This window comes from Chitinophaga cymbidii, from assembly GCF_007992715.1.
Classification (GTDB): domain Bacteria; phylum Bacteroidota; class Bacteroidia; order Chitinophagales; family Chitinophagaceae; genus Chitinophaga; species Chitinophaga cymbidii.
The window spans coordinates 1,250,349-1,267,830 of record NZ_BKAU01000001.1; the positions used below are offsets into that span (position 1 = coordinate 1,250,349).

8 protein-coding genes are annotated in these 17,482 nt (G+C 53.7%); 4 read left to right on the forward strand and 4 right to left on the reverse strand.

Annotated elements, in window-relative coordinates; translation table 11 throughout:
• Positions 1-33 precede the first annotated feature (33 nt).
• The 4 genes from CCY01nite_RS04880 to CCY01nite_RS04895 form a co-directional block, all read right to left on the reverse strand.
• Positions 34-1,599, reverse strand: a complete 1,566-nt coding sequence (locus CCY01nite_RS04880; protein ID WP_146858342.1) for a RagB/SusD family nutrient uptake outer membrane protein — start codon at positions 1,597-1,599, stop codon at positions 34-36.
• Positions 1,600-1,617: 18 nt separating this feature from the next.
• Positions 1,618-5,007 (reverse strand): TonB-dependent receptor, encoded by a 3,390-nt coding sequence (locus CCY01nite_RS04885; RefSeq protein ID WP_186830913.1) that lies wholly within the window; start codon positions 5,005-5,007, stop codon positions 1,618-1,620.
• A gap of 75 nt (positions 5,008-5,082) precedes the next feature.
• A complete protein-coding gene (locus tag CCY01nite_RS04890; protein ID WP_146858344.1) occupies positions 5,083-6,258 on the reverse strand; it encodes a FecR family protein in 1,176 nt (391 codons plus the stop codon).
• 73 nt (positions 6,259-6,331) lie between these two features.
• A complete protein-coding gene (locus CCY01nite_RS04895) occupies positions 6,332-6,937 on the reverse strand; it encodes an RNA polymerase sigma factor (RefSeq protein ID WP_146858346.1) in 606 nt (201 codons plus the stop codon).
• 99 nt (positions 6,938-7,036) lie between these two features.
• On the opposite strand from CCY01nite_RS04895, the gene CCY01nite_RS04900 reads away from it, so the two are divergent.
• The 4 genes from CCY01nite_RS04900 (at position 7,037) to CCY01nite_RS04915 (ending at position 17,480) form a co-directional block, all read left to right on the forward strand.
• Positions 7,037-11,110, forward strand: a complete 4,074-nt coding sequence (locus CCY01nite_RS04900) for a two-component regulator propeller domain-containing protein (RefSeq protein WP_246129848.1) — start codon at positions 7,037-7,039, stop codon at positions 11,108-11,110.
• Positions 11,111-11,330: 220 nt separating this feature from the next.
• Positions 11,331-14,528: a SusC/RagA family TonB-linked outer membrane protein gene (locus tag CCY01nite_RS04905; RefSeq protein WP_146858348.1), complete on the forward strand. Its 3,198-nt coding sequence runs from the start codon at positions 11,331-11,333 to the stop codon at positions 14,526-14,528.
• 18 nt (positions 14,529-14,546) lie between these two features.
• Entirely contained in the window at positions 14,547-16,187 is a 1,641-nt protein-coding gene (locus tag CCY01nite_RS04910; protein WP_146858350.1) for a RagB/SusD family nutrient uptake outer membrane protein, read from the forward strand.
• A 36-nt stretch (positions 16,188-16,223) separates the two neighbouring features.
• Positions 16,224-17,480 carry a glycan-binding surface protein gene (locus tag CCY01nite_RS04915; protein ID WP_146858352.1) on the forward strand — a complete coding sequence of 419 codons (1,257 nt, stop codon included), beginning with the start codon at positions 16,224-16,226 and terminating at the stop codon, positions 17,478-17,480.
• Positions 17,481-17,482: the final 2 nt, after the last annotated feature.

The window sequence follows — 17,482 nt, forward strand, 5'->3', positions numbered from 1 at the left end:
AAAGTTGCTCTTGTGATTTACGATCCGGTGCGGTTACCAGCCCGGGTTCTGATGGCCTTTCAGCGCGCTGTTAACGGACATTTCTCTTAAAGGTATGGGGAACAACAGGTGTTTCTCTTCCAGGTTCTGCGCGGCGATCGCTGATTTTAGCAGCTTCTCGGGCGCATTGCTCATGATATATTCCGCAAATTCTTTCATGGTGCTGAGGTAAATGCCCCAGCGTATCAGGTCGTAGCGGCGCACTGCTTCCACACATAGTTCGCGGGAGCGCTCGTCCTGTATGAACTTCAGAAAACCGGCCTGGCCCATGCCTGCCGGTGCATCGCAGGCATCCGGAACGTCCAGCGGTTTGCCATACGCTCTCCTGCGCACCTGGTTGAGGGCGTCATAAGCCACGGCCGTAGGGCCTCCATGCACATGATTTTCCGCTTCGGCCAGCATCAGGAGCACATCGGAATAGCGGATGATGGCGAAGTTCTGGGGCGTGTTGTTGCCATGCTTCGGCGTCAGCGTTTCATATTCCCTTCTCCATTTGCCGATGTTCTTCGTCCAGTTATCCGTTACCGGCGTTTTCACGGCGTTCGTGCGGCCGGTGAACACAAAAGGCGCACAGTTCCAGTCGCGGCGGTGATCGCCTTCTTCATACAGGTTGTACAGCTTGATGGTAGCGTTCACGGAAGCAAAGCATTGCCCAAGCTCAACATCCTGGCACAACACGCCGATGTTATTCCCGATACGGCCGGTTTCGCGGTAGGTATCCAGCGAATTGCCGAAAAACTCTATCTCCCACAGGCTTTCCTTCACATCGTACTTGTCCTGCGCATAGTTGATGAACACCTGTTCATAGCTCGGGTTAAGCATGTGTTCACCGGATTCCACCACCTTCTTCGCCCAGTTCAGCGCATCTTCGTATTTCGACTCATCCTTCAGCGGGTACCCTGCCATGTAGAGGTTCACTCTCGCCAGGACCGCCTGTATGGCGGTTTTGCTGATCCTTCCCGAAAACCCGAGCTTCGTGATCGTTTGTTCCTGCAGCAATGATTCCGCAGTGGTCATGTCTTCAATGATCTTTGCATATACTTCGGCGGAAGGAGTGCGCGGAAATTGCATGGGTGCGGAAGCCTCGGTAGGCTCGAGCTTCATGGGCACATCCCCGAAATTGGACACGAGGATAAAATAATAGTAAGCCCGCAGGAAAAGCGCTTCACCACGGATAACGTCCCTGTTCTTTTCCGGCATCACCGGCCGGTCGATATTCGCCAGCAGCACATTTGCCCGTTCGATGCCTTCATAACATACGCGCCAGAAATTATTGATATCGGAACTGGATGCTTCGTAGCTGTTGACGGTGACGCCAACGGAAGGCATGGAGCGCTGATACGATTCATCCGTGCTGGAATTGTACGTCCAGGATATTTTATCGCCGTACAGCTCGGAAGCGCCCAGGCGGTCGTACACGCCATGCAGCGCGTAGTTCAGCTGTTCTTCTGTTTTATAGTAATTCTCTGTTGTTAAAAAATCAGTAGGCGTTGTTTCCAGCAGCTTGCCGCAGGAAGCCATCAGTAAAGAACACGGTATCAGCAAATAAATGATCTTCATAACTAGGTTTTTACTGTTTTAAAAGGATGCGTTGATACCAACGGTTACGGTCAACGCGCGTGGATAGGCCGAGTAATCGAAGCCGGGAGTCAGGTTGGAATTCCGCGTGGAAACTTCCGGGTCGGGACCGGAGTAGTTGGTCCAGGTAAGAAGGTTTTGCGCGGCGGCATATACCTTCAGCCCTTTCATTTTTATCTGCCGGAGCAGGGCGTTGGAAAAGCTGTAGCCGAGGTATACGGTCTTCAGCCGCAGGTAGGAACCGTCTTCCAGCACGCGGGTGGAATAGTACATCGGCCCCTGGCCACCGGCGCGGAACAGCGTATTGCTCGGATTCTCCGGCGTCCAGCGGTCCTTGTAGTGATCGTACTGATTGAGTTGCTTCGTAGAGGTGCCGTTGCCTTCAAAGATCAGGCGGTTGGCGTTAAACAGCTTGTTGCCGTACGACCATTGAAAGAACAGGTTCAGATCAAAGTTCCTGTAAGTAAAATTGTTGCTGAAACCGCCCACGTGTTTGGGGATGGCCCGGCCGATGGTCGTGAAATCGTCCGAGTTCACCACCAGGTCGCCATTGAGATCCTTGTATTTGATATCGCCGGGCTGGATGCTGTTCCTGGCGACACCATTGGTGGTCACTTCGTCTTTCAGCACATATTTCCCGGAGGAATTTTTATTGAAATCTTCGTACTGATACACGCCGTCCCATACAAGACCGTAGAACTGGGCGAGCGGCTGGCCTACGCGCGCAACATAGAGCGCCACATTGGAATAGCTGCCGGCGAAGGATACGCGGGATTGCAGCTCGGTCTGATCATGCGCCAGCGCCAGTATCTTATTCTGATTGAAGGCGATGTTGAAATTACTGCTCCATGTAAATGCTTTGCCCTGTATGTTGATCGTATTCAGCGTAAGCTCCAGCCCTTTGTTTTCGGTTTTACCCACATTCTTGAAAGCATTCATATAGCCGGTAACGTAAGGAACTTCCGCCCGGAGCAGCAGGTTGTCGGTAATTTTCCGGTATACGTCCGCTGTTAGGGAGATCCTGTCTTTGAACAGGGACAGGTCGTAGCCGATATTCGTCTGCACCGATGTTTCCCATTGCAGCGCGCTGGAGCCCAGCGCTCCGAGTGCCGTGCCCAGGGACGGCGTGGCATTGTTAAAGCTGTAGCCGCTTACCACCGGCATGGAGAGGGTGGACAAGTAGGAGAAATCACCAACGCGGTTGTTGCCGGACTGGCCGATGGTCACACGTAGCTTGGCGTCTGAGATGAATGCCATGTTTTTCATGAACTTCTCACGGCTCATGCGCCAGGCGAACGCCCCGGAGGGGAAATATCCCCATTTGCTGCCGGGCGCGAATTTGGAGGAGCCGTCCACCCGAAAATTAGCGGTGAACAGATAGCGGGAGTCAAATTCATAGTTCATCCTTCCCAGGTAGGAAATGAGGCCCCAGCGCGAACTGCTTTTGCTGATCGTTACAACGGGCGCTTCATCCAGCCCGTCAATACCCAGCGACTCGTTGGGCACCTGCTGCGCGGATATGCCCATGCTCTGTGTGGACCGGCCCTGCATGGTAAATCCGCCCATCACATTGAACTTATGCTTTTTATTAAAAGTTCTGTCGTACGTGAGCGTGTTGGAGTTCACCCAGTCGTTGTAGCTGCCCTCTGACGCTCTGCCGTTCACGCCAATGGAGCGGTATTTATTTCCCTGGCTGGTGTTCGAATTATAGAAATTCTCTCCTACTGAATTTGATCGCTGGATGCCGCCGGAGATATTCAGGCTAAGGTGCGGGATGATATCGTATTTGATAAATCCGTTGGCAACAAGGTTGTTGTTCTGGCTGAGCCGGTGTTCGTTGCGCATGGAGATGATCGGGTTGATCAGTATCTGGTTGGCGGCCTGGTCTTCATCCACCACATCAAAAAGCTCGTCCAGCACGTCGCGCTTCCGGACGCCGGAGGTGGGGCGGTACCCAAGTACATTGTAGATGTAGCTGTACGTGTGGCCGGCGGGATTTTCCGCAAACACTGAGCCGGTGGCTTTGGTGGTGCTGTAATTGACATTGATGCCCACCTTCAGGTTATCCCTGACCTGCTGGTTGATGTTCACCCGGCCCTGGTAGCGCTGAAAGCCGGAGTTGATCACGATGCCGTCCTGGTTCAGCGCATTGGCGGAAATAGCGTAGGTGCTTTTATCCGAGCCGCCGCGTACGGATACTTCATGGTTCTGCATCACGCCTGTGCGGTATAGCTGCCGTTGCAGGTCGTCCGACTGCACATGCTGGTAATAATCCGCGGCCCGTGTGCTGTCGAAATAAATTTCCTTCCTCGCCGGATCAATTTGCAGCTGATACTCCACAAAATCCGCGGCGTTCATCATCTTCGTGTACTGGATATTTTTCATAATGCCGAGCGAAGGATTGTAGGAAATCACCGGCTGGCCTTTCTTTCCTGATTTTGTGGTGATGATGACCACGCCGTTGGCCCCGCGTGCGCCGTAAATGGCGGTAGCGGATGCATCTTTCAGTACGTCGATGGATTCGATGTCTGACGGGTTGATGGTATTGTTATCGGGATTCTCGATGGGGAAACCGTCCACCACGAAAAGCGGTGAATTGTCCTGCGTAACAGACCCCGCGCCCCTGATCACGATGTTGCTCAGAGAGCCGGGCTGGCCGTCTGTTGTAGATACCGTAACACCGGCTACACGGCCGGCCAGGGCGCCTTCCAGCGTGGGCACCGGCGCTTTGGAAAAATCGTCCATGTTCACTTTGCCCACGGCGCCGGTAAGATCACCGCGTTTTACGGCGCCATAACCAATGACCACCACTTCATCCAGGCCGCTGTTCGCCGGTTCGAGATGTAGGTTCAGCGATTGCCTGCCGGAAAGCGGTACTTCCGTTGTTTTATATCCAATGAAAGAAAACACAAGCACGCCCTGCGGCGGCAATGTCAGCCTGAACCGGCCATCAGCATCCGTTACCATACCCCCGGAGCCGCCTTTTACTTTTACAGATACACCGGGCAGCGCGATGTTGTTTTCCCCTTTCACTACGCCGGTGACAACGATGGCAGTATCCGCCCGGTCTTTGCCTGGCAGCGTGTTTCCGGCCTTTTCCTTTCGCCGGATCATGATCATTTTCTCTTCAATGTCATAGGTCAGTTCCTGGTTTTTCAGGCATTCGTCCAGCACCTGACGGAGAGAAGCATTCTTTACATGGATGCTTACCGGCGTGGAGCCATCAAACAGCTGCTTGCTGCAAATAATGGAAAAACCGGTCTGCTTCGATATCTCGCTGAAAACATCTCTCAGTGGCATATCTTTCACAGACAGGTCAATGCCCTGCGCCATACCTTTGGCGCCCGTGTAAAAAAAAACAATGCATAGCAAGCCGGCAACAATCTTCATAACGTGGTAATTTGTGTGAAAAAGAAGTCCTCCCGGGATTTTTCCCCGGTAAAATTCAAGTCTATCCGTGTTGGTTTATTTTTCTCCCTGGAAGAGGGTCACTTTTCTGCCTTCGATCCTGAACTGAACGCCGTTGGATGCGAGCAGCTTCAGCACGCTGGACAGTGGCAGGTTTTTACTGATACGCCCCCAGAACAATCCTGTTTTCCCGTTTGTTTCATCAACGATCTCTACATCGTACCACCTGGAAAGCTGCCGCACAATAGCCGGCAGGCCGGCATCATCAAATTCAAAGAATCCGCTTTTCCATGCTGTTGCCTTTTCTATATCTGCCTTCCGCACCGACAATTTCCCGGTAGCATTATCCCTCACCGCCTGCTGGCCGGGCCGCAGCAGCTGCGTTGCCTGTCCCTGTTTTACCTGCAGCGCACCTTCCACCAATGTTGTGTTGATGGTATGCTCGTCATCATAGGCCATGATATCGAAATGCGTACCCAGTACCAGCGCCTCCATATCTCCCACCTTCACCCTGAAAGGCTGGCCGGGGTGTTGTGCAATTTCAAAGTATGCCTGCCCCTGCAGTTCCACGACCCTTTCCTTTCCGCTGAACGCCACGGGATACCGCAGGCTGCTGACGGAATTGAGCCAGACCTTTGTGCCGTCCGGCAAAGTAAGCTGGAACTGTCCGCCGCGGGGGATGGTCAATGTGTTATACTGTAATACGCTCCCTTGCGCGCTTATGCCCTGGTAGGCCAGCTGCCCGCTGTCCAGCTTCATTACATGGATACCGCTCTGCTGCGCCAGCGCGCCGGTCCGGGCGCTGTCCAGCGTGATCTGCGTGCCATCCGCCAGTGTCAGGACAGCTTTATCACCGCCCGGCGCTACATTCATTTCATATGGGCTATCCGCAATCAGCGTCGTGGCCTGCTGTTTAAAGTACCAGTACGCACCGCCGGCGAACATCAATAATAATATGGCGGCAGCCGCGGCGTAAGACCTCCACGGGATACGTACGGGCCGTACATCTTCCTCTATAACAGCAATGCGGTCCCTGATCCTTTCATATAACAAGGCGTCCGGCTCGCCGGGTACGCCGTGCTGCAAAACGATTCCCTCATATTGCTCCGTCAACGACCTGAAAGACGGCTCGTCCGCATCCCGCAATCCATCTGCCAGCACACGTTGCTCTGCATCGGTGATACTGCCGGTAGCGGCCCTGTTCAGTAACGATATTATCTCTTGCTGATCCATCCCTGGTTGTTAATAAGACTGATGAGAAATTCAAAAGAACACCTTTGCCGGAATATTTTTTTTACGGATGCGGTTAGAAACGGTTCAAACAACTGTAAATCAATATAATAATGGGGATGTCAACACCCGCGTGCTGCTTCAGGTAATCCTTCACGGACTTGACGGCTTCATACAGCTGCTTCTTTACAGCGAACTTGGTAATGTTCAATTGTGCGGCGATCTCGTCCAGGGAAAGGCCCTGCTCGTTCCGGAGCAGGAAGATCCTGCGCTTCTGCTGCGGCAGGCGGGAGATGGCGAGACGGGCTATTTCGTGGTATTCATCCAGTTGTATTTTCTCCTGTACTTCCATGTGCCCTTCGGCTTGCTGCAGTTGCAGCACATGGCCGGCCTTCGTCAGCTGCGCCTGCTGTGTTCTCATGTCGTACAGGCGGTTTTTGGCCATGGTAAAGAGGTAGGACTGTGCAGATCTGATCCCCGCCAGTGTTTCCCGGCGCAACCATACTTTGATAAATATGTCCTGCATCACCTCATCGGCATCCTGCCGGGAGAAGCCTGTTAATGGCAGGATAAAAAGATGCAACCTGGGTTGGTAATATTTATACAGGCGGGAAAAAGCATCTTCGTCACCGGCTGCAATACGCTGCAGTAGTTCATTCTCGTTATGTAAAGCCTCGCTCATTGCCGGAGTTGGTTGATATCGAATGAATAAAAATAGTAAAAAGCGTTAAATTGTAGAGGCATAAGTACCTTGTTAACAGACATCAACCAGGATTTTTTTGTGATCAGAAAATGTTTCCAGATTCCACTGTTATTATGCATACTGCTGAATGCATATGCACAGCGCCCTTCTTACCGGTTTACGTCGCTGAATATCAACAACGGGCTCTCCAATAACCAGGTGAACTGCATCTACAAGGATGCTGCCGGCTTCATGTGGTTCGGAACGATGAGCGGTCTGAACCGTTATGACGGCTATACATTCCGGGTTTTCCGGCATAATATGGCGGATACTTTTTCCATCAACGAAGATTATATCTCCGGCATATTTCCTGTGCCCGGCAACAAGATGTACGTTAAAACAAGGAACGGCGATAATATATATGATCCTTCCACCGAAAAATTCTCCGAAGCGCCGGACTGGCTCAAAAGCAAAGGATTGCCGGACATCGCCGTGATCTGCATTCACCGCGCCGGCAACAGCTTCTGGCTGGCCGCGGAAAGCGGGCTGTACAAGATCGACAGCAGCGGCAAGGCATTCAAATTGCTTGCGCGGACTGCCGGCCAGCCCGTCATTGCGGATATCAAAACGGATTCGAAAGGCAACGCCGTCATATTATATAACAACGGGCATATCGAAATGCGCGATGCGCGTTCCCACCAGGTTATCTACCGCGATACCGCTGTGGCGGCCATGCTGGGAAAGCAACGCATGGCGCTGATGCTCTTCATCGATGCGCAGGATGACATCTGGACCTATGCGCCCGGCAATGACTTCGGCGTGGTGTACCTCAATCCCCGTGAAAAAAATATCCGGCAGCTGTCCAGCAAAAACGGCATCCTGAACAATGACATCGTTTACAGCATCATCCAGGATGAGCAAGGGTTGATATGGGTAGGCACGGACCACGGCGGGATCAATGTGATCGACAAACAGGGGTTTCGCAGCAGTTTTATGCTGAATAAGGAAGATGATGAAAAAAGCATTGCGGAGAACGCCATCTATTCCCTGTATAAAGACGATCTCGGCATCATCTGGTGCGGCACCTACAAAAGAGGGATCAGCTATTTTGCTGAAAGCATGGGCAAGTTCAGCCTGTATACGGATAAATCTTCCGGCGGTTCCGGCCTCGGTTATAAAGATGTAAACTGTTTTGCGGAAGATAAAAACGGTAATATCTGGATCGGCACCAACGGCGGCGGCCTGATCTATTTTGACCGCGCGGCCGGCCGCTTTTCACGCTACCGGCACAATCCTTCCGATGACAACAGCATCAGCAACGATGTAATAGTGAGCCTGTACATGGACCGGCGGGACAACCTGTGGATCGGGTATTATTTCGGCGGCATGGACCATTACGCCAACGGAAAGTTCACGCACTTCCGGCATAAGCACACAGACCCTAACAGCCTGGCGGGCAAAAGCGTGTGGCGGATGTACGAAGATCAGCGGAATAATTTCTGGGTGGGCACATTGGGCGGGGGGCTGGACAGGTTTGACCGCAGCAACGGGATATTTTATCACAATAATGCTGACCTGCCCAATTCCGTTCATTCGAATTTTATCACCTCTTTCGCGGAGGATAAAAATGGCGATCTGTGGATCGGGACTTCATACGGCATTGATGTGCTGGACAAAGCCAAAGGGATTTTTTTGCATTACCTGAGCGCCACCCATCAGCTGAGCAACGACAACGTAAACATCCTGCTCTGCGACCGGAACAACAACATGTGGGCCGGCACCCGGGCGGGGCTGAACGTATTCGATCCAACCACCCGCACGTTCAAATCCTTCCGGGTGGAAGACGGCCTGCCGGACAATAATATCATCAGCATGCTGGAAGATAACGAAGGGCATATCTGGGTAAGCACCTCCAACGGTCTTGGCAAGATCACCGTGTTGCAGGATGCGGACGGGATCGGCATCCGCTGCCGGAGTTATGATGACGCGGATGGCTTGCAGGGGCGGGCGTTCAATGTAAATGCCGCGTTGAAGCTGCGCTCCGGGGAACTGGTGTTCGGCGGCACAGAGGGCTTCAATATCTTCGATCCTTCCACTATCCCCCAAAATCATCACAAACCTTCCATCGTTTTTACAGACCTGCAGATATTCAACAGGAAGGTAGCCGTGCATGAAGAGTTGCATCATCGGGTGATACTACCCCAATCGCTTTCAACGATCAAAGAAATTGTACTGCGGCATAATGAAAATGATTTCTCGATAGATTTCGCGGCGCTGAACTACGTCAATACCGACAAGAACCGGTATGCCTACATGCTCGAAGGTTTTAACAAGGAATGGTCCACCATAGACGGCAAAACACGGCGGCTCACCTATACCAATATTAACCCCGGCGACTATACGCTGCACGTCAAAGCCGCGAATGAGGACGGCATCTGGAACGATGAAGGCATTTCCCTCAACATCCGGATACTGCCCCCTTTCTGGAAAACACCTTTGGCCTACGCGACATATGTACTGCTGGCGGCGCTCATCCTGTTCCTCGCGAGAAAGGCGGTCATCCGCCGTGCACGCCGGCGTTTTGCACTGGAGCATGAACGCGCGGAAGCGCATCGCCTGCATGAGCTGGACATGATGAAGATCCGGCTCTTCACCAATGTGAGCCATGAGCTGAGAACGCCGGTGTCGCTGATACTCACCTCGGCGAACGAGCTGATCAGGAACGGGAAACCGGCGGACGAGAAGCACAAGTTCCAGCTGATCCACCGCAATGCAAGAAGACTGCTGAACCTTGTGAACCAGCTGATGGATTTCAGGAAGATGGAAATGCGGGAGCTGAAAAGCACGCCCACACCGGGAGATGTAGCCGGCTTTGTAAAGGAAGTGGTGCAATCATTCACAGACCTGGCGGAAAGAAAAAGCATTTCCTTTTCTTATCATACCACCCGCGAACATCTGTACACGATGTTCGATCATGGCAAAATGGAACGTATCTTATTCAACCTGCTGTCCAATGCCTTTAAGTTCACGCCGGAAGGCGGTTCGGTGGATGTGAGCGTGGACATTTCGGAACAGGAAGACCAGACCTGGCTGGAGATCAGGGTAAAAGACAGTGGCATTGGCATACCGGAGGAACGGCAGGCGAAGATCTTTGAGCGGTTCTTCCAGAACGAGGTGCCGGGGGCGCTGGTGAGCCAGGGCAGCGGCATCGGGCTGGCCATTACACGGGAATTCGTGAAGCTGGCCAATGGCACTATTTCGGTAACGAGCGAAGTGGATAAAGGCAGCTGCTTTACCCTGCGGTTGCCCTGTGAATTGCTGGAAGGCATCGTACCCCGGAAGGATAACCCTCCCGGCCAAAAGGCAGACCCGCCATCCCGGCCCGCGGACACCAAAGGAAAAAAGAAACAAACCGTGCTGCTGGTGGAAGACAATGAAGACTTCCTGTTTTACCTGAAAGACAACCTCAAGGCTTTTTATAATATTATAGAAGCAACGGACGGCGGGGCCGGATGGCAGAAAACCCTGTCCGCCCACCCAGACCTGGTGGTCAGCGATGTGAACATGCCGGTCATGGACGGCATGGAGCTTTGCCGGAAGATCAAAGGCGATCCCCGCACCCGCCAGATACCGGTCATCCTGCTGACGGCCATGGTGGAGGAAGAGGAGCAGCTGAAAGGGCTGGAGATGGGCGCGGTGGATTATATGATCAAACCGGTGAACTTCGAGATCATGCTGTCCAGGCTCCGTAATATCCTCGCGCAGCAGACCGCGGTAAAGCACGTGATCGTCAGTTCCCTGAAAACAGACAACGAAGCCCCCGCGCCTTCCCCGGACGAGACCTTCATGCGGAAAGTGCTGCAGATAGTGGAAGAGAACATGTCCAACGCCGAGTTCTCCGTAACGGAGCTAAGCCGTGCGCTGTGCATGAACCGGGTGTCTGTATACAAACGTATTTTTTCCCTGACCGGCCAGCCGCCCACTGAGCTGATCCGTTCACTGCGGCTCCGCCGTGCGGCCGAGCTGCTGTCCACTACCGAAATGAACATCACGGAGGTGGCTTATGAAGTAGGCTTCAATAATCCCAAATACTTCGCGCGGTACTTCAAGATAGCGTTCGACATGCTGCCGTCCGCCTACGTGGCGGAGCAGCGCCGGAAATTAAGTTCCTGACCGCAGGCAACCGGAGATACCCCCCAAATTAACATCCGGTACCCCTCCCGCAACATATCGTCCCGGATAATAAACATCCTGCTCACCTCCTTCCCGTCCGATACCGGTAATTTTATCCGGACGTTATGAACATGCCTTGTACCCATTCATCTATGTATTGAAAAGGTCAACCAGGATCGGTGAACAATGAACATTCCGAGTAAATTTTAATCTTCTACGTATGAAAAAAAACACTATTGCAGGGCACTCATCCCTTGTGGTATGGGTCATGATCGCTGCCCTGTCATGGACGATGCCTGTTCTTGCACAAAGCCCCGGCAGCAGCGGGCGCAAAGTTTCCGGCACCATTACCGCCCAGGCCACGGGCGGCCCCATTCCCGGCGCCTCCATCCTGATCAAAGGGACTACTACGGCTACCGCCAGTGACGCGCAGGGCCGGTTTTCCATCGCCGCCGAACCGGGACAGGTGATCAGGATCTCTTCCCTTGGATTTGCCCCCAAAGAGCTGAAAGTTGGCACATCCGTCGTGATCAATGTTAGTCTTGATGACGACTACCGCACCCTCAACGACCTCGTAGTGGTCGGTTACGGTAAAATGAAAAAGACAGACCAGAGCAGCGCCCAGGTTTCCATCAGCTCCGCGGACATCAACAGAACTATCAACACCACCATAGACCAGGCCATACAGGGCCGCGCGGCCGGTGTGTACGTTACGCAGAACTCCGGCCAGCCGGGCGGAGGCATCTCCGTGAACATCCGGGGCATTAATTCTTTAAGCGGAACGAACGAGCCGCTGTATGTTATTGACGGTGTGCAAATGCAACCGGCAACGGTTTCCTACGGCAACACCAGCTCCGTGAACCCGCTGGCGGGCATCAACCCCTCAGACATCGAATCCATCGACATCCTGCAAGGCCCCTCCGCCACAGCGGTCTACGGATCACGCGCTACCAACGGCGTAGTGCTCGTTACCACCAAACGCGGCAAAGCCGGGAAAATGAAGATCAGCTACAGCTTCCTGCAATCCCTGCAGGACAAGCCCGATGTGCTGCCCACCATGACCCTGCCGCAGTTCGCGCAGATGAAAAACGAGATAGACGCATTATTGGGCCGCACGCCCACACCGGAATTCCAGGACCCCTCCCTGCTCAGTGACGGCACCAACTGGCAGGACGCCCTGTTCAAAACAGCGCCCCTGCAAAAACACCAGCTTACGGTAAGCGGCGGCGCGGGCAATACCTCGTATTATATGTCCGGCGAATACCTCAGCCAGGAAGGCGTAGCCATCGGATCTGACTTCAACCGCTATTCCTTCCGCCTGAACCTGGACAACCAGGCATTCAACTGGCTGAAGCTGAGCGCTTCCCTGAACTTCTACCAGACAAAAGAAAAGCTGGCATCCACCAGTGAAGACGTGATCAGAAACGCCGTCAACCTCGCGCCCAACGTCGCCGTAAAAAACCCTGACGGCACCTGGGGCGGCGCCACGGAAAACGAATTCGGCAGCAACGCGAAGTTCTCCCCGCTGAACCCCGTTGCCATCGCCCATCTTGTCAGCAACGACTATAAAAAGACCGGCGGGCTGGGCGGGCTCTCCGCGGACATCAACATCCTCAAAGGACTAACATTCCGCACCAGCTTCAACGGCAACTTTGAATATGCGGACGGCAGCAAGTTCACCCCCACCTACCGGCTCGGCTACAACTCCAATGAAAAAGCCAGCCTGAGCGTGAACAACAGCCGCAACTTCTACTGGAACCTGAATGAGCTGCTGCAATACAATACGAACATCGGCAAACACAGCATCGGCGTGATGCTGAGCCATGAAGCGCAGGCGTGGAACTACCAGAGCTTCTCCGCCCAGAGAACAGGCTTCGCCAGCAACGACATTCCCTCCCTGAACCTCGGCGACGCGCTGGGACAAACACTGGGCAGCGGTAAGGGATCGGGCGCGCTGGAATCTTACCTCGGCCGCGTGAACTATACTTACGACAACAAATACATCCTGCAACTGGCCGGCAGGGCGGACGGCTCCTCCAACTTCGGGCCGGAAAACAAATGGGGTTACTTCCCTTCCGTATCCGTGGCGTGGCGGGTATCTGAAGAACCGTTCATGAAAGGGGTCAGCTTCATCAGCGACCTGAAGGTCCGCGGGGAATTCGGCACCACGGGCAACAACGGCAGCGGCGGCGCGCAATATTCCGCGCTGAACTCCGTGACCACGCCCTGGGGCGCCGGCTTCCGCACCGGGCAATACGGGAACGCGGGGCTCAAATGGGAATCCACCGAAACAAAGAACATCGGCATGAACATCAGCCTGTTCCGCGACCGCATACAGATAGAAGCCGATTACTACATAAAGAAAACGGATAACCTCCTGATGCCGAACCCACTGCCTGCTTACATGGGCACACAGGGAGAAGGGGGCATCAATCCACCCATCGTGAATATCGGCGCGCTGCAGAACAAAGGGTTCGGCATCACCGTCAACACCGTGAACATCGATAACGAAAGCGGCTTCACCTGGCGGACCAATTTCAACATCTCCTCCTTCAAAACAAAGATCACCCGCTTTTACTCCGATGCCGCTTTCCTCGCAAGGACAGCCTGGTACATGAACAACTTCGCCGCCCGCTCCGTGGTGGGGCAGGCGCCCTGGCTGTTTTACGGGTATGTGGCGGAAGGGGTCTTTGCTTCCGTTGAAGAGATCAACAACAGCGCCATCCCCACGCAGTCAGACGGCAGCCGGTTGCCGGTACAGGAGAACGGTGGCGTATGGGTGGGCGATATAAAGTATAAAGACCTGAATGGTGACTCCCTCATCGATTCGCGGGACCAGACCTTTATCGGCAATCCCTGGCCCAAGCTGACGTTCGGCCTTACCAATACTTTTTCGTTCCGGGGGTTTGACCTGAGCATACTGGTAACCGCCGCGCAGGGGAATGATATCTATAACTATCTCCGTTACGATAATACGAACCCCAACAACATCACGCTCGGCAGGAACCTGTTCAGGGAAACATTCGACTACGCCCGCGTGTCAACGGATGCCGGCAAGGCCACCCTGCTCAATCCCGGCACTACCGTTCCCCGGATCGTTGCTACGGACGTGAACGGCAATGGCAACCGCTTTACCAATTTCTTTGTGGAAGATGGTTCCTATATCCGGATCAAGAACGTGCAGCTGGGTTACAACATCCCGGCTTCGTGGATCAGGCAGCAGAACGTGATCAAAAGCATCCGGCTTTCCGCCAGCGTGCAGAACCTCGCCACTTTTACAAAGTATAAAGGATACGATCCGGAAGTGGGCGCTTACCTCGGAAAGGAAGTGCAGCTGAACAGCCAGTTCATCGGCGTGGACGCCGGCCGCTACCCGCTTACAAGGCTTTACTCCGCCGGCATCACGGTTGATTTCTAACAACAAAATCCCATCAAAATGAAAAAAAATATCCATATAGCTGCCTTGATGTTTGTGCTTACGGCAACAGGCTGCAGCAAAGATTTCCTGAACAGGCCGCCGGAAGACGCCATCGTGGATGTGAACTTTTACAGCACCTCCGAACAGGTGCTGGCCGCTACCGCGCCTTTGTATAACATCGTCTGGTTTGCGTATAACGACAAAGCATCGCACGGCATCGGCGACGCGAGAGGAGGCAATCTGATGTCCAACTCCTACCAGCTGGAAAACATCAAAATGCAAACCACAGACGTTACCGGTGAAGTGTACAGTTCATGGACATCGTTCTTCAATGTGGTGGCGCAATCGAACATGGCCATTGGCAATCTCACGAAGTACACCTCGCCGGAAGTGCCGGATAACGTGAAGATGGCGGGCATCGCCGAAGGGCGGTTCATGCGCGGGCTGGCATATGCTTACCTCGTGCAGAACTGGGGACCTGTGCCGGTGATCGTGGATAATAATGTACTGCTGACAGATACCTCCATTACCCGGAACACCGTGGAATCTGTATGGGAATTCATCATCCGCGATTTCCGTTTTGCCGCGCAAAACCTGCCTGCTACCCCCATGCAAAAGGGACGGTTGACGAAATGGGCGGCGGAAGGCATGCTCGCTAAAATGTTCCTCACCCGCGCGGGCGTTGGCGTCACCGGCACCCGTAAGCAGCAGGACCTGGACAGCGCCGCATGGTACGCGAAAGACGCGATAGCAAAAAGCGGGGCGGTGTTGATGAGCAATTATGAAGACCTCTTCCTGACAAAGAATAACAATAATTCCGAAAGCCTCTTTGCCCTGCAATGGAAGTATGACGGCGACTGGGGAACACAAAACAGCGTGCAGGCGTTCCTGGCGTATGGCAGCGAGATTACAGGCTTTGATGACGGATGGGGCGGCGACCTCGGCGCTTCGCTCGATATACTGAAGCTGTACGCAGCGGCCGATAAACGGCGGAAAGCCACTTTCATGTTCCCGGGAGAACATTATTCATACATACATCAGTCCGTGGACGATCCCGACAATCCCGGCAGAAAGATCATACAGGAACTGCAGGTGCCCTGGAACTGGGTGGGACAGGAACGATATAACACCCGCGCATGGGTAAAAAAATATGTAGTAGGCCGTCCGGAAGACAATGATGGCAAAGTCACGAAACAGCATACAGAAATAAATACCTATATGTTGCGCCTGGCGGAATTATACCTCATCTATGCGGAGGCCGTGCTCGGCAATGCCGCTACCACTTCCGACGCACTGGCGCTGCAATGCTATAACGCGGTGCGGACAAGAGCCGGCCTGCCCGCAAAGAACGCCATCACCTGGGATGATATTTTTGTTGAACGGCGGCTGGAACTGGCGATGGAAGGACAGGCATGGTATGATATCGTACGCCTGCATTATTATAATCCGGCGAAAGCGCTTGACATGCTGAACGACCAGGACCGCGGCACTTACAGGATCGTTCCCAATGCAGCTACGAACGCTACGTCATGGACGGTTACTTCTGAAGAGGAGATCTACTACCCGGTAACGGAAAGTAATTTCCATCTGCCTTATCCGGCCGCGGAAATGTCCGCCGCGCCCAATCTCCGCAAACCACCGGTACCATACGAATTCTAAAGAAGCAGTATTACTCAACATATAATCATCAACGTTATGACACGATATCATTTCACTGCTGCCAAAAGATCAAGGCTACTGCTCCTATGCCTTATAGCCTGCGGCCTGTTCCTCATCAACGCCTGCAAAAAAGATAACGGCGTGGGCGGTCCTCCCATGATCACGGCCGTGAGCCTGCTGGATGCCGAAAGCCGCGACAGCACCTTCGTAAAAGCCTTGCCGGGCACGCTGGTACTGATACGCGGAGAGAATCTGGGAGGGATCGTAAAAGTATATTTCAACGATATGGAATCATACTTCAACCAGACCTACAATACAACCACCAGCCTCATCATGACCATACCGGACAATGCTCCGACGGAAGCCACTAATCCGGATGTGCCCAACAAGATTCGCATCGTGACCAGCCATGGCGAGGCTACGTACGATTTTGTAGTGGACATACCGCCGCCTTCCATCTTGGCCATTTCCAATGAAAATGCTTTGCCGGGCGATACGCTTTTTATTTTCGGTTCCAGCTTGTGGTTGATAGAAAAAGTAATCTTCCCCGGCGGAAGGGAAATAACGGAGCTGATGGGAGATGCCGATGGCAGCTGGCTTGGCATGGTGATGCCCGACCTCGGAACTGATACGGGAAGGATCGTGATCATCGCGGGATATGGCACCACCATGTCTGACGGCCCGCTGAACGATCACCAGAGCGGAGACGTTATCAGCAATCTCACGGACAACGGCGAGCCCGGCGAAAACCCTGTATTCAACTGGGCGTGGTGGGGCGCGAACCGCACCAGCGATCCGGCCCTGTTCCCGGGTACCAGGGGTGCTTACCTGCAGAACGTCTTCGGTGGTGTGGGCGCGAACGACGGTGGCTGGTGGATCGGCAACCGCTCCGGCAACTTCAATGATGTGCCCATGTTCACCGCCGCGATCATGACGCAGCAGGCTTCCAACTATGCGCTGAAGTTCGAGATCAACACCAAGGAACCCTGGACCGCCGGCGTAAACGTATTGCGGTTTGGCGAAAGCTACGCCTACCGCTTCAAGCCCTGGGAAACCGCCCCCAACCAGGAATTCCACACGGAAAACAGATGGCGGACGGTTACCATCCCGTTGTCGGAATTCAAAACCATGGCGGACAACGTGGAAGGTACAGGCGCGGGCGCGATGGTGATGGGCGACCTGCTGAAACCGGGCGGCGTAGTGGCCTTTGGCTACCGCTTTGTGACGGAAGACGCACCAGTGGAGGTGTTCAACGCCGCCTTCGATAATTTCCGGATCATTAAAATACGATAGCA

Bases quoted from the DNA above. Each gene is read 5' to 3' on its own strand.
- CCY01nite_RS04890 (WP_146858344.1), bottom strand. From the start codon at position 6,258: ATGGATCAGCAAGAGATAATATCGTTACTGAACAGGGCCGCTACCGGC.
- CCY01nite_RS04895 (WP_146858346.1), bottom strand. From the start codon at position 6,937: ATGAGCGAGGCTTTACATAACGAGAATGAACTACTGCAGCGTATTGCA.
- CCY01nite_RS04910 (WP_146858350.1), top strand. From the start codon at position 14,547: ATGAAAAAAAATATCCATATAGCTGCCTTGATGTTTGTGCTTACGGCA.
- CCY01nite_RS04885 (WP_186830913.1), bottom strand. From the start codon at position 5,007: ATGAAGATTGTTGCCGGCTTGCTATGCATTGTTTTTTTTTACACGGGC.
- CCY01nite_RS04880 (WP_146858342.1), bottom strand. From the start codon at position 1,599: ATGAAGATCATTTATTTGCTGATACCGTGTTCTTTACTGATGGCTTCC.
- CCY01nite_RS04915 (WP_146858352.1), top strand. From the start codon at position 16,224: ATGACACGATATCATTTCACTGCTGCCAAAAGATCAAGGCTACTGCTC.
- CCY01nite_RS04905 (WP_146858348.1), top strand. From the start codon at position 11,331: ATGAAAAAAAACACTATTGCAGGGCACTCATCCCTTGTGGTATGGGTC.